The following is a 15,213-nucleotide window of genomic DNA, read 5'->3' on the forward strand; positions in this document are numbered from 1 at the left end:
AATATGAGTACTAATGTATTAGAACATAAAACCAGTAATTTAATAAAAGATGCAGGATCATTTCCTTCTTCTGAAGTGATGTTGGATTTAAAGAATTTAAAGAAAGTTTATCCAACACCAAAAGGGGATTATGTGGTTCTAGAAGATTTAAATCTTCAGATAAAAAAAGAAGAATTTGTCACCATTATTGGGCACTCTGGTTGTGGTAAAACGACCATGCTATCTATGATAGCTGGTTTAAATCCCATTTCTGGAGGTTATATTTCCGTATTAGGAAAACATATTAAAGGTCCTGGACCAGATAGAGGTGTTATTTTTCAAGCACCAAGTTTAATGCCTTGGATGACTTCACTTCAGAATGTATTATTAGGAGTAAATCAAGTGTTTCCTCATGCTACAAAAGCCCAACGCCATGATATTGCAAAATATTATCTGCAAAAAGTTGGACTAGAAGATGCCTTTAATAAAAAAGCGAGTGACTTATCACAAGGAATGCAGCAACGTGTAGGTATTGCAAGGGCATTTGCTATTAAACCAAAAGTATTGCTTTTAGATGAGCCTTTTGGGATGTTAGATTCCCTAACACGCGGGGAGCTTCAGGATACCTTAATTGAAATATGGAATAAAGAAAAAATCACGGCAGTTATGATTACTCATGATGTCGATGAGGCCATCTTTTTAGCAGATAGAGTTGTTATGATGACTAGTGGGCCAAAAGCAAAAATTGGTGATGTTTTAGATATTGATTTTGAAAGGCCAAGAACGCGAAAAGCGGTTTTGGAACATGATGACTATTATAAATACAGAAAACACTTAATAGATTTTTTAGAACATTAAAACAAAATTTAGAATAAATGAAGCTACTCAAAATATGAGATATATCATAAATAAGATATTTATATCCTTTTATATTTGCGGTGGTTTAAATTTTAATTAACACAAACAAAAACTCAAAAGAAAATCAAAATTTTAAAACAAGAACGTATGAAAAAACAATATGTAATACTAGGATTATTGCTTGCATGTTTACAATTTGCGCAAGCTCAATTTACTCTAGATGGTGAGTTTAAACCAAGAACAGAATACCGTCATGGATTCGGGTCATTAATTCCAAAAGATGCAGAGCCAGGGTTTGGAATTTCAACAAGAGCACGTTTAAATGCTGGATATGCAACTGAAACATATAAAGTATATATTAGTTTTCAGGATGTTATGGTATGGGGTGAAAACAGACAAATTTTACCTTATGACATGAATAACTCTTTTGCAATTTTCCAAGCATGGGCAGAATTACAATTGGGATCTGGTTGGTCAACAAAAATTGGTCGTCAAGTGTTGTCATATGATGATCAGCGTATACTTGGTGGATTAGATTGGGCACAACAAGCACGTAATCATGATGCTGGACTTATCAAGTATAAAAAGAATAAGTTCGCATTGGACATTGCATTGGCTTTCAATCAAGATTATTCACACCCAACAGGATTTATTTCTCAAGGGAATGCTTATAATACATCTGGATTCTTTTCGTACAAAACGATGCAAATGGTACATGCAACTAATGCTTGGGAGAATTTTTCTGGAAGTCTATTGTTAATGAATAACGGTTTCCAAAATGCAGCTGCCGGCTTAGGAGATATCGCTAATTTACAAACTATAGGAACGCACTTAAAATATGGTAAAAATGCATTTAGCGCAGCTTTTAATGGTTATATACAAACCGGTACAGCCATTTATGGAACATCTTATAAAGATGTAAAAGGAGCTTATTTAGTAGGCTTAGATTTAGGTTATAAGTTATCATCAAAAGTTGGTTTAGGAGCAGGAGTTGAAATTATTAGTGGTAATGATAAAACTAATACAGATGAAACCGGAGCGTTCTTCCCATTATATGGTACAAACCATAAGTTTAATGGTTTTATGGATTATTTTTACGTAGGTAACCATGCCAATAGTGTTGGTTTATTAGATGTGCATGTAGGTGCTAACTTTAAACTGGGCGAAACAACAAGTTTAATGGCAAAAGTATTAAACTTTAGCGCAGAAAAAGAATTGCCAAGTGGAGAGAAGTCATTAGGTACTGAGGTTGATTTAGTGTTTTCAAAGAAGTTTAAAGGGTATGGTTTAAAAATTGGATACTCTCAAATGTTTGCTAGCGATGGTATGTATGAGTTAAAAGGCGTTGCTGAAGCAGATGCTGCCGATTTACAAAACTGGGCTTGGGTACAGTTATTAATTAAGCCTAAGTTTTTAAATACTGCAAAAAAATAATATAATAAAACATATTAAATAATTAAGAATCCCCTTTTTAGGGGATTTTTGTGTTTGTAAATGAAGTTTATAGTTTTTTAAAAGTAAAACTTTGCCTAAGTGCAAAGTAGGTTTCACGAAATGAAATGCGAGGTTCTCTAATTATTGGTAGATATTATTTTAAAGTCTTCATAGTTTAGAGACACTAAAAAAACAATATTATGAATCAACATTTAAATCTTACAATTAGTAAACCGTGCTCAGAAAAATTTAGTCGGTTTGAAACGACACCATCGGGAAGATTCTGTAACTCATGTCAAAAAGAAGTCATCGATTTTAGAAACATGACGGACCAAGAATTAAAGGCGTACTTTATTAAAAATCGAGAGAAGCGTACATGTGGATATTTTAAGGTATCGCAATTAAATACACCATCAAAAAACCATGAAATTAGAAAAACTACAAATAAGTTTTTAAGAATTGCCGCACTAGCCGTTTTCTCTTTAACGTCATTATACCAAATTCAAGCTCAAACCATAGAACCTAAAACAGAAATTGTGCAGAAATCTCAAAATGAAGGCAGCGATAAAACCCAAAAAAATGAATTGCAAGAAAAACTCCTTTCAGGAATAGTTTCTGATGAGACAGGTGTGCTTCCCGGCACAAATATAGTTTTAAAAGATACGTCCATTGGGACAGTAACAAACTTTGATGGGGAGTTTGAATTCCCAAAACCATTAAAAGAAGGAGATGTATTGGTTGTAAGCTTTTTAGGTTATGCCACACAGCATATTCAAATAAAAGATGAGACTAGTCCATTAAATATTATCATGCAAGAAGATATATCATGTGTACTAATGGGAGAAGTAGACGTGAATGAAATATATGAGTCTAAGGTTAGTTTATGGCAAAGAATAAAGAACATATTTTAGATGAAGCAGTTGTTAATCGTCTTCATCATATTTTTAAATCTATTTGTTAATGCGCAAAAATCTGATTTTAAACATATAGATTTTGAAAAGGCAGATAGCATAGCAAAAATATATAAGGGCGCAACTTTAAAGAACATGCCTATACTGGCCTATAATCTTACAAATAGCTTGGAGTCTCAGGTTGAAAAATTTCGAGCTATTTATATTTGGGTGTGTTCAAACATTAAGAGTGATCATAGTTTTGGAGAGTTAACTTTAAGAAAACGAAAGAAATTTAAAAACGATAGCATAGCGTTTTACCAATGGAATAGTGAAGCACGATCAAGAGTATTTAAAACCTTATGGCAAGAACAAAAAACTATTTGTACCGGATATGCCTATTTGATAAAAGAGCTGTCTGCTTTTGTGGATATTAATTGTGAAATAATTGATGGGTATTGCAGAACCTCAAAAAGGAATGTCGAAAAAATAGATGTGCCAAATCACTCCTGGAATGCAGTAAAATTGGACGATAAATGGTATTTAGTTGATGCTACTATGGCAAGTGGCTATTTTGATTTAGACCGTAATAGATTCGTTAAAAATTATAATGACGGCTACTTTTTAGCCGATCCTGATTTGTTTATAATAAAGTACTATCCGTTGGTCGAAAAGTGGAGACTTCGAAGAGATAAAGTTAGCCTAAAAGAGTTTGTAAGTGCTCCGATAACCTACGGTAGTACGTTTAAGTATGGCATTATTCCTATGACACCTAAAAATCTAAAAACAACAGTTTTAGTAGGTGAAGCGTTGATGTTTAAATTCAAAATAACAAGTAATAATGCGAGTGAGGAAATGCGGTTAATAATAAGCAGTGGTTTGAGTCGTAAAACGATTAAGGTTTCTGCTTTAGATTATAGAAATGGGTCTATTGAACTGAAATACCATTTTATAAAAAAAGGTAACTATAATATTCATTTTATGGTAAACAGCGATATTGTCGCATCTTATGCGGTTCATGCAGAAAAATTAAGAAAGCAAAAACATCTAGCTCAAAATTAATTAAAATAGTATACCTGATTAAGGATAATTACTATATGTTTTAAATTACTTTTCTTACATTTATGCTGTAAAGAAAGAGTATGCTTAAAAAAGTTTTCGCTAGTGCCGTATTTGGCGTAGAGGCTTCAACGATTACTGTTGAGGTAAATGTAGATAAAGGAATAGGATATCACCTAGTAGGATTGCCGGATAATGCTATCAAAGAAAGTAATTATAGAATAGCTGCTGCGTTGCAAAACAATGGATATAGAATTCCTGGAAAGAAAATAACAATTAACATGGCACCTGCCGATTTAAGAAAGGAGGGTAGCGCCTACGATTTAACCTTAGCTATTGGTGTTCTTTCTGCTTCCAATCAAATTAAGGCTGATGATTTAGAAAAGTTTTTAATTATGGGTGAACTGTCTCTTGATGGCAGCTTACAGCCTATAAAAGGAGCTCTGCCTATAGCGGTCAAAGCAAGAGAAGAAGGTTTTAAAGGATTTATACTTCCAAAACAGAATGCCAAAGAAGCAGCTATAGTTGATAATCTGGAAGTTTATGGTGTTGAAAATATAAAGGAGGTTATTAATTATTTTGATAAAGGAGAAGTATTAGAACAAACCATAATTGATACTCGAAAAGAGTTTGAAAAAAATCTTGATTTCCCTGAGTTTGATTTTTCAGATGTAAAAGGGCAGGAAGGCATAAAGCGTTGTATGGAAATTGCAGCAGCTGGCGGCCATAATATTATTTTAATAGGTCCGCCAGGAGCCGGTAAAACGATGTTGGCAAAACGGCTTCCGAGTATTTTACCTCCTATGACCTTGCATGAAGCTTTAGAAACCACAAAAATACATTCGGTTGTTGGTAGAGTAAAAGATACAGGGCTTATGGCACAACGGCCTTTTCGAAGTCCCCATCATACTATTTCAAATGTCGCTTTAGTAGGCGGCGGCAGTTATCCACAACCTGGAGAAATATCATTGTCCCATAACGGTGTTTTATTTTTAGATGAATTGCCAGAATTTAAGCGCGAAGTTTTAGAAGTTATGCGTCAACCTTTAGAGGATAGAGAAGTCACCATTTCTAGGGCCAAATTTACGGTAACCTATCCATCATCATTTATGTTGGTGGCGAGTATGAATCCAAGCCCTGGGGGGTATTTTAACGATCCGGATGCTCCAGTAACATCTAGTCCTGCAGAAATGCAGCGGTATTTAGGTAAAATATCTGGCCCGCTATTGGATAGGATTGATATTCATATTGAAGTAACACCAGTACCTTTTGATAAATTAAGTGATGACAGAAAAGGAGAAACTTCTGTAGATATACGTAAACGCGTTACAAGGGCAAGAGGTATTCAAAGTAAGCGTTTTGAAACCTCTGAAAAAGTTCACTACAATGCGCAAATGAATGTGAAGCAAATAAGGAAGTATTGTGTGTTGGATAAGGCTTCAAAAGAACTTTTGAAAACGGCGATGGAACGTTTGAATTTATCGGCTAGGGCGTATGACAGGATCTTGAAAGTTTCTAGAACAATCGCTGATTTAGAAGGTTCGGACAATGTAAATGGCTCTCATATTAGTGAAGCGATTCAGTATAGAAGTTTGGATCGTGAGGGATGGCTGGGGTAGAAATTCCACAAAATAAATATTAAAAACTCTTTTTCAGACACCATTATAAAGTTTATGTTTAATAACCTTCAAGTAAATATTAGTAATAAAATTCTTGATTATTGATTCTTATAAAAAAATAGACTAAGTTTAAAACCTGTTAATTTTAAGATTACTAAAAATGAAAAAGTTTTTTATACTTATTATATCGCTAACCTCTTTACAACTATTTCATTCTTGTAAAGAAGAAAAAAAAGAAATTAGCAGCGCTAGCCTTACCCTACCTGCGCCAGATAAAAATAACGGAGACATTAGTTTGCCTAAAGATTTTGGAGCTCTAGTGGTTCATAATGGACTAGGAAAAATGGCAAGACATATAACGGTAAGAGATAATGGAGACATATATGTAAAAATGCTAAAAAAAGTAGATAATAATGGTATAATTGCTTTTAGAGATACTACTGGGAATGGAAAGTCTGACATTGTAAAAGAGTTTGGTAACTTCTCCGGTAGTGGTATAGATATTAACAATGGTTTTTTATACGCCTCCTCTACAACAGAAGTTTATAGATACGCCCTTAAAAAAGACAGTTTACTACCAAACTTAGAGTCAGAATTAGTAATCTCTGGTTTTCCAAAACAAAATGATCATTCTTCTAAACCTTTTACTTTTGATGATAAAGGTAACATATACGTAACTGTAGGCTCTCCTTCTAACGCATGCCAAAAAGAAGCTCGTAGTCCTGGAAAAAAAGGAATGGACCCATGTCCTCATTTAGATTTACAAGCAGGAATTTGGAGTTTTAAAACTAATAAAACAAACCAGATTCACGGCAAAGATGGTTATAAATATGCTACAGGTATACGTAACGCTATGGGACTTGACTGGAATTTTTCTACGAACAGTTTATATGCCATGCAACACGGCAGAGATCAACTACATCAATTATGGCCGGATTTATATACAAAAGAACAAAATGCGCAATTACCAGCCGAAGAATTTTTACAAGTAAATATGGGCGATGATTTTGGATGGCCCTTCTGTTATTTTGATCAAAATAAAAACAAAAAAATGTTAGCTCCTGAATATGGAGGAGATGGCGAACAACAAGGAAGATGCGAAGGAATAAAAGCCCCTATTATGGCATTCCCTGGACACATGGCTCCAAACGATTTATTATTTTATACGGGAAACCAATTTCCAAAACGATATAGAAATGGTGCTTTTATAGTATTCCATGGTTCTTGGAATAGATCCCCTTTACCTCAAAAAGGTTTCTTTGTAGTTTTTGTTCCTATGAAAGATGGTAAACCGTCCGGTAAATGGGAAATTTTCGCCGATAATTTTGCTGGTATGGAAGAGGTTAAGAACCCTGCAGACGCTATAAATAGGCCAATGGGAATTGCGCAAGGTTCAGATGGATCTTTATATGTTACTTCTTCTGCCACCGGAAAAATATGGCGAATTATGTATTATGGCGAAAATTCTAACATAAAAAAAACTGTTATTACTTATAAGAAATCCGAAGAAACTACGGAAAAAATCACAGATAATCCTAATGGAAAAAAAGTATACGATACCTATTGCTTAGCTTGCCACCAAGCTAATGGAAAAGGGGTAGAAGGCTTAAATCCTCCGTTAACAAATACAGATTGGATTAAAGGCGACAAAAACGCTCTTATTGGGGTATTACTTAATGGTATGGCTGGAGAAAAAGTAAATGGAGAAGTCTATAGTAATGTAATGGCTGCTCATGATTTTCTAACTGACAAACAAATAGCCGATGTACTAACGTATGTACGTTCTAATTTTGGGAATGACTATAATAGTATTACAAAAGATGAAGTAAAAAAATTGAGAAACAATAATTAAATTTATTGAAAAGTATGAAGGCGTAAGGTATAATACAGAAAATGATGCTAACACTAGTGTGGAGGCAACCCTAAAGAATGTATTACCATTATTTGCCATAATAAATACTGATTTATTAGAATGGGACAGTAAAGTTTCCCATCCATGGATTGCAGAATTAAATATAAAGTATGATAGATCGAATTCTAATGGCATGCCTAATTCTGAGGATTATGAATTGTTAAATGTTATTGAAGACGAAATAATGAAGGCTATGAAAGATTCTGAAGGCTATCTAAATAATGGTAGACAAACTGCAGATTCCGGTAGAACTATTTATTTTGCTTGCAAAGATTTTAGAAAACCATTCAAGATTTTCGATAATTTGAAGTCGAAACATAAAAATAGAATAGCTATAGATTTTGATATTTATAAGGATAAATACTGGAGATCTCTTGAGAGGTTTAGACTGTATTAATCTTATGTTATTAATAAATTATAAAAATATCGTAATCTACCACTAGTTTGTAACTAGTGTCGGTAAAATTTTTAGAAAAAAACTAATATGGTATAACTGTACCGTTAAGTATTCCTCACTTTTACGACTCATATTTAAAACCTAGTTTTGATAAAGAAAGTCATAGTAATATTTGTATTTACCTCACTTTTGGTTAATTGTAAAAGGGAACTTCAAGATGCAGATGAGATTGTTCAAAAATCTATTGCGGTATCTGGTGGTAATACAATTAAAAGCACAACAATTAGCTTTGATTTTAGAGATAAACATTATAGAGCAGTTCGTGATAACGGACAGTTTCAACTAGAAAGAATATTCAAGGATTCTGTAAATAGTGTTAGAGATGTTTTGTCGAATGACGGATTTCTGAGGTTTATAAATAATAAACCTTATGAGGTTTCTAAAGAGAAAGAAGAAAGTTATTCTGCTTCTGTTAATTCTGTACATTACTTTTCCGTATTGCCTTATGGTTTAAATAGTAAAGCTGTTAAGAAAAACTATTTAGGAAAAACGAATGTAAAGGGAACCGATTATCATAAAATTAAAATTACTTTTAGTGAAGATGGTGGTGGCGAAGATTTTGAAGATGTGTTTATTTATTGGATAGATACCGTGACTTTTAAAGTTGATTATTTAGCATATTCTTATGCAGAAAAACACGGTATAGGTTTGCGATTTCGCGAGGCATACAATGAACGTTTTATAGAAGGTATTCGATTTGTAGATTATAATAACTATAAACCAAAAGGGGATAATGTAGTTTTAGAACATTTAGATTCTAAATTTGAAAATAACGGTCTAGAATTACTTTCAAAAATTGACTTAGAAAATATATTGGTCAAGGATTAAACGCCATGTTTGACTCCTAGCTCACCAAAGTCTACCAACTTTGGGAACAAATATTCCTAAATCAATTTTCATTCCTGAAAGCTTTCAATTAATAATCTTATTAAAAATCGAAAAAAAAGGTCAAAATTTAAAACTTATAGTTGGCAGATAGCTGCGTTAGGGATTGAACGGCATGTTTGAAATCTCCGACGCAGGGGGAATTGAATAGAGAAATATTTATATTCATGAGTTCAATAGTTTAAAATAGAAACCTAAGAATAAAGTCCGACCTCTTTTCGAGGTAACGCTCAAAAAAACCTTCTGAAAGTATACATAACATTTTCCGACATAAATTTATAACTAATACACCAACGATGTCTTTTTCTAAAATGGCTTTATACCTTGTGCTTTTTTTGAGCATAAGTATATCGGCACAAATTTCTGGGCCTAATTTGATTTTGCATCTTAGGTTTGATGGGAATTCTCTTTCTGATAGTTCTACTTATAATCATACCGTTATTAATCATGAAACGAGTTTTACAACTGGAGTTGGAGATTCGGGGTTGTTCCTTGATGGTACAAATCAGTATTTAGAGGTATCACATTCTATAAATTTGGAAATTTCGGGTAGGTTGACAATGAGTATGTGGTATAAGCATAAAACGCAAAACAACACGAATAGTTTTTACTCTTTGGTGGAGCAAAGTGCAAATGAGGATGGCGGGCATTCTAGATACGGTATGTGGATTATTGGTGATGCTTTATGGATGTGTATTGAGCCTGATAGTTGCCCTGGTGACGGCGGACTTTGCCAGCGTTGTACTTCTGGAAATGTTTCTTTTGTAGAAGACCAATGGTACCATATTGCTGGGACTTATGATGGTCAGGTTCTGAAGATTTATGTGAATGGGCAACTTATTAGCGAGCAAGATTATGGAACGGATACTGGGATTTCGGTGAAGCCATATCCATTAACCATTGGTACAGATGTTTATGACCCAAACCCTGTTTATCTTAAGGGAAGCTTGGATGAAATTCAGTTGTATGATGTTGCTTTGACGGCGGCACAAATTAACCAGCTATACAATGAGTTTAATACGGCTAGTGTTTCGGAAAATAGTGTAAGTGTTTCTATGTATCCAAATCCAGCATCATCTATTATTTCTATTAGATCTTCGCTAAGATTTGATACTGCAAGTGTATTTAATTTAAATGGTCAGTTAATAAAAACTATTTCTATTGAAAACGAAATGGTTGATATTGGGTTTCTTAATTCTGGAATTTATTTGATGCGTTTATCAGAAGATGGCAATTCAAGTTTAGTTAAGCGATTGGTTGTTATTGATTAATTTAATAGCAAGGTGTAAAAGCTACTAATTTTGTAAAAGAATACTAAAGCTTTACTTTAATGGTGTAAGTTCTTTTTATTAAGTTATAACCGTAGGTTGTTTTGTAATATAAAGTCTCTTCTACAATAGTATCTGTAAAAGCATCTCCTTGCTTTATTATTTTTTCTTCTGTTTGCACAAACTTTCCTACTGCGCCGTCAATCCAGACTTTATCATAAATTATATGGCGCCCGTTTTTAACAATAATTACTTGTTTTCGTGTTTTAGGGCCTTCTTTTAAAGCTTTGAAAGTTCTTTTAATATCTTTAGTTAGGCTATCGATGTTTTTAACACTTTCATTTTGTATGGCTGTAACTCCCATAGGGCTAAGTCTTATGAGCGTAGTCGTTCTTTTTTCCTGCTTGGGCTGCGGCTTAGGAACCGGCTTTTTAACTTTATTAGGATTTTCGGTACTAAGAATGTTGACCTTAAAAATTTCTGAAGCTGAGTTACATAATGAATTGAGCAAATTAGTAACTCCTTCTGCAATTAATACTCTATAATAGCTTGTGCTATTTATATTATTTACCGAAACACTATTATTATTTTCTCCTTCAATATTAATCCAATCAAGACCATTACTGCTTTCTTGCCATTGATAGTAATGTTCAGAAAACACCGAGAAATCTGGGGTAGCAGAAAGCTTAGTAGAATAAGGCAGCTCATTTTTATATAATGAGATATTCGTTGTTTTTTTTACTTCATCCTTTATTATAACTGCATCTCCGCAGGTTTTAAATACGATATCGTCTATGGCCAAATCATTACCGCATCCACCTCTACCATTATTGCGCATTTTTAAAATAACAGATGTTTGTCCTGATTTGGTTTTAAATACGAGTCCGTATTCTTGCCAATTTGGCGTATTCGTTCCATATATATCGTCTGTATCTCCACTTTTTAATAAGGTAGTACCGCTACTGTCCCAAATTTCAAAAGTTACATTTATAGGTAGTGCGCTACCATTTTTAAAGAAACCACATGGTGTATTATAAGAAGGAAATATGTTAATTAACCAAGCTGAAAATTCATAAGTTGTGTTTTCACATAAACCAGAAATAGGTGTTTTAAAAAACTCCCCTGGTTTATAACTTGCATTTACTATGAGTGATCTTCCACTAATATCTCCAGATGTATGGTCTCCTTCAGAAAACCAACCAAAATAATCAGAATTAGAAGATACTTTATATGTACCATCTGCCGGCAGACCTTTAGTGAATTTATAGGTTGTAGTGCCTGATGGTATTTTTACATCTCCTTTACCAGCACCAAAGTCTTCAATAAAAATGGGGTCGCCAGAATTACCGGTGCAAAAGCCTAATTGCGCTTGTAAGGTTAAGCCTATAAAAAAGGGGAAGACTAGAAATAATATTTTTAGATTCTTTTTAACTGCTTGTAAGTTTAGTTTTATCAAAAAAATATTTTAAATGAGAGCATCCCTCTAAAAAGTCTGGTCTCATTTATGCTTATCTGTTGGACGTTAAAAACTTACTCTTGTTACAAAAGTGTCTTAAAAACTAATTGATTCTGGTTTTATATTACCACTAAATGGCACTAAGTAAAACGAATAGTTATAGTTGCCCGGTAAATTTCTATATTGCTCGTAAGCCTGAGCGCGGCTAGACCAAGTGTCATCTCCACCAAGTCCTTGTTGTTTTAAATCTACATTCACGGTATAAATATCACGCTCAATGAGTTCGTTGGTAAAATTTGCTTCTTGTAAGTTGTCTATACTGTAAGATACTACACTAAAGCTGAGTGGCTGTTCTCCCTTAACTAAAACACCGGTGTTAGATGAATTTCTGAGTTTAAACCAACTAGTTTCAGTGTGGTTTCCGTATTCTTCTGGATATACATACATGTAATTTAGGTTTTCTGGTTTTCCAGAATACATGCCTATATGAGACCCGTAATTTCTATCGGAATAGTTAGGATGCGGACCTTTACCTAAATATGTAAGATTACTATAGCTTTTAGCAATGTCAAACTGCATTCCAATTCTTGGTGCGTTAGGCGCGTCTTTGTCTATAGTAGCATCATAATCTACTTTTACTTCGCCATTTCCTAATATGGTATAGGTTAGTGCAACAGCTGTTTTTGGACTTTCAATATTACCTTTAACAGAAATCACAACTTTACTTTTTTCATCAGAATTAATTGAAATACTATCGACTTTGAACTTCTCACCAGCATGCATCCAATCTAATTCAGATTGTAAATTTAAGGAGTTTCGGTAAGCTAAATCATTTTCTGTTTCAGCTCTCCAAAAGTTTAATCTTAGAGGTGATTTTAAAACAGTTACGCCTTTTGATTTATATGTTGAAATGTATCCTGTTGTTTTGTCTACTTCTATGGAAACAGATTTATTGGTTATAGATACGATATTATTGTTTTCTGAAACATTTAAAGGTTTATTGTATTTTAGAGTAGCAGATGTTTTTACATTATAATTTAGTTTGAATTGCTCTTCAAAAACGGCATAGCCTTCCTTAGCCCATAAAGTGTTTTTATTTAGTTTTCCTGTAATATTTAAGTGGTATATGCTGCCTGGTCTTAATTTAGGTTTCTTAAAATTAATATTGAATTTGCTAGTTTCGAATGCTTTAGTGTTTAATGTGCCTAAACCTCCTTCTTGAACTATTTTTCCATTTTCTGTGATATTCCAAGATAAATTATACTGAGATAAATCGACTGCATGATGGCGGTTTAAAATTGCGAACTCACCACTTAAAGCATTTGTTGTTGATATCACTACTGGTTGATTTACCTTCTTACATTCGTAAGTAGCAGGTTTTGGTGTTCTATCAGACGCAATAATACCATTTATACAGAAACTCCCGTCGTTTGGTGTATCTCCATAAGAACCTCCATAGGCTAAAAATTCTTTTCCGTTTTGATCTTTCTTTACAAGGCCTTGATCAATCCAATCCCAAATATACCCTCCTAAAGCTCTATCGTTTTTATAGATAACATCCCAATAGGTTTTCATATTTCCTGTAGAATTCCCCATAGAGTGTGCATACTCACACATAATTACAGGTCTGTTATCAACCTTTCCAGTATGATCGATTAAACTTTGGTACTCTTCGGTACTTGGGTACATTTTACTAACCATGTCTACCCATGGTTTATCAGAAGGGTTTCCCTTTCCATGACTAAAGTAATCTTCTTTATAGTCTGGATGAGACGGCATACCTTGAGCACCTTCATAATGAATATAACGTGTTGGGTCGAAATCTTTAATCCATGCAGCCATGGCAGCATGATTAGGTCCGGTACCAGATTCGTTTCCTAAACTCCAGAATACAATGCTTGGGTGGTTTTTATCGCGTTCTACCATTCTTATAGCGCGTTGTAAATACGCATTTCCCCATTCAGGAACATTAGATAATTGTCCGCGAGTACCATGAGTTTCTAGATTAGCTTCATCCATTACATATAACCCATATTTATCGCATAAATCATAAAAATAAGGGTCGTTAGGGTAGTGGGATGTTCTAACAGCGTTAAAGTTAAACTGTTTCAAAAGTTTAACATCTTCTTCAAGGTCTGTTCTCGATAATGCTTTTCCGTTAGTTTGATGGTGATCATGACGATTAACACCAATCATTTTTACAGGATTACCATTAACTAAAAAGCGACCTCTTTCATCAATTTCTAAATCTCTAAAACCAACTTTAGTACTTGAGTATTGAATAGAATTCCCCTTATCGTCTTTAAGTTCAAAAAGTAGAGTGTATAAATATGGATCATCAGAAGACCATTTTCTTGGATTCTCAATCACAGTCTTCATTAAACCAAATTTAACATTATCACGTTGCGGATATCTTTCACCTAAAATCTTACCTAGTTTGATTGTATTTGCTTCACCAACAGATGTTCCGTTAGCATCAATTAACTGCGTAGTTAATGTCCAATCATCAACAGTCGTTTTTAAAGGTGCATTACCAAAATGACCTACTTTTTTTAAGTATTTATTAGGAATATTAGCTACTATTTCTGGTCTTACTTGTAATGATGCATTTTCGTAATTTTTATCTAAATATGTTCTTAGTGCAAAATCAGAAAGCCTCACTTTAGGCAAGGCTTGTAAATATACTTCACGTTCAATACCGCTCAGGCGCCAATGGTCTTGTGCTTCTAAGTAACTGCCATCTGCCCAACGATATACTTTTACAGCTATTTTATTGTCACCTTCTTTAAGATGCGATGTAATATCAAATTCTGAAGGTAATCTAGTGTCTTCACTGTAACCTACAAATTGCCCGTTCACCCAAACGTAATATGCCGAAGATACACCACCAAAGTGTAAAATAACATCTTTATTTTTCCACGAGCCTTCAAATTTGAAAGATTTAATATAATGCCCAACAGGATTATCATTATGGTTTATATATGGAAAATCACTAAAAAATGGATAGGTAGAATTTGTGTAAATTGGTGTGCCATAACCTCTCATTTCCCAATTGGAAGGCACATCAATAACATCCCAATTTGAGCTATCAAAATTTGTGTCTTGGAAGTTGTTTACTGCATCAGCTGGTTTTGCTACCCAATTAAATTTCCAATCTCCATTTAAAGACTTGTAATATTTCGAGTTTTCTCTATGATCTGCTTTTGCTAAATCTATGTTTTCATAAGAATAAAATGTAGCACGTGCAGGCATTTTATTGATATAATTTACATTAGGGTTTTCCCAAGCGCTTTGCTGAGCAAAAACTGAACTAATTACTAAAAAGGCTAAAAGAAAATCCCAAATCTTATATTTCATATTATTTTCTTATTTATGGTTTAATTAAGTGTACTACAA

Annotated in this window: 11 protein-coding genes; 9 read left to right on the forward strand and 2 right to left on the reverse strand. The window is 33.6% G+C overall.

The genetic code is table 11. The features are described from left to right. Nucleotides 1-3: 3 nt before the first annotated feature. The 9 genes from Q0857_RS08235 (at nt 4) to Q0857_RS08275 (ending at nt 10,364) form a co-directional block, all read left to right on the forward strand. Nucleotides 4-837 (forward strand): ABC transporter ATP-binding protein, encoded by an 834-nt coding sequence (locus Q0857_RS08235; protein ID WP_298533690.1) that lies wholly within the window; start codon nt 4-6, stop codon nt 835-837. A 147-nt stretch (nt 838-984) separates the two neighbouring features. After that, the gene (locus tag Q0857_RS08240; protein ID WP_298533691.1) at nt 985-2,271 is read left to right on the forward strand and encodes an alginate export family protein; all 1,287 of its coding nucleotides are present in this window, start codon (nt 985-987) and stop codon (nt 2,269-2,271) included. A gap of 200 nt (nt 2,272-2,471) precedes the next feature. Beyond that, nucleotides 2,472-3,182, forward strand: a complete 711-nt coding sequence (locus Q0857_RS08245; RefSeq protein ID WP_298533693.1) for a carboxypeptidase-like regulatory domain-containing protein — start codon at nt 2,472-2,474, stop codon at nt 3,180-3,182. Continuing rightward, nucleotides 3,183-4,223, forward strand: coding sequence for a transglutaminase domain-containing protein (locus Q0857_RS08250; protein ID WP_298533695.1), 1,041 nt, complete (start codon nt 3,183-3,185; stop codon nt 4,221-4,223). Nucleotides 4,224-4,303: 80 nt separating this feature from the next. Continuing rightward, the gene (locus Q0857_RS08255) at nt 4,304-5,839 is read left to right on the forward strand and encodes a YifB family Mg chelatase-like AAA ATPase (protein ID WP_298533697.1); all 1,536 of its coding nucleotides are present in this window, start codon (nt 4,304-4,306) and stop codon (nt 5,837-5,839) included. A 160-nt stretch (nt 5,840-5,999) separates the two neighbouring features. Next, on the forward strand, nt 6,000-7,691 hold the full coding sequence (locus tag Q0857_RS08260; RefSeq protein ID WP_298533701.1) for a c-type cytochrome: 1,692 nt from the start codon (nt 6,000-6,002) through the stop codon (nt 7,689-7,691). A 58-nt stretch (nt 7,692-7,749) separates the two neighbouring features. After that, on the forward strand, nt 7,750-8,148 hold the full coding sequence (locus Q0857_RS08265) for a DUF695 domain-containing protein (RefSeq protein WP_298533704.1): 399 nt from the start codon (nt 7,750-7,752) through the stop codon (nt 8,146-8,148). A 147-nt stretch (nt 8,149-8,295) separates the two neighbouring features. Beyond that, on the forward strand, nt 8,296-9,036 hold the full coding sequence (locus tag Q0857_RS08270; protein WP_367278085.1) for a DUF6503 family protein: 741 nt from the start codon (nt 8,296-8,298) through the stop codon (nt 9,034-9,036). A 353-nt stretch (nt 9,037-9,389) separates the two neighbouring features. After that, complete coding sequence (locus tag Q0857_RS08275) at nt 9,390-10,364, forward strand: LamG-like jellyroll fold domain-containing protein (protein WP_298533706.1); 975 nt, start codon at nt 9,390-9,392, stop codon at nt 10,362-10,364. Between the two features lie 43 nt (nt 10,365-10,407). Here the strand turns inward: Q0857_RS08275 and Q0857_RS08280 are convergent, their stop codons facing one another. Together Q0857_RS08280 and Q0857_RS08285 are read right to left on the reverse strand one after the other, a co-directional pair. After that, the gene (locus tag Q0857_RS08280) at nt 10,408-11,817 is read right to left on the reverse strand and encodes a hypothetical protein (protein WP_298533708.1); all 1,410 of its coding nucleotides are present in this window, start codon (nt 11,815-11,817) and stop codon (nt 10,408-10,410) included. Between the two features lie 96 nt (nt 11,818-11,913). Next, nucleotides 11,914-15,174, reverse strand: a complete 3,261-nt coding sequence (locus Q0857_RS08285; protein WP_298533710.1) for a glycoside hydrolase family 2 TIM barrel-domain containing protein — start codon at nt 15,172-15,174, stop codon at nt 11,914-11,916. Between the last annotated feature and the right edge of the window lie 39 nt (nt 15,175-15,213).

This window comes from uncultured Algibacter sp. (genome assembly GCF_947495925.1).
Lineage (GTDB): Bacteria > Bacteroidota > Bacteroidia > Flavobacteriales > Flavobacteriaceae > Algibacter_E.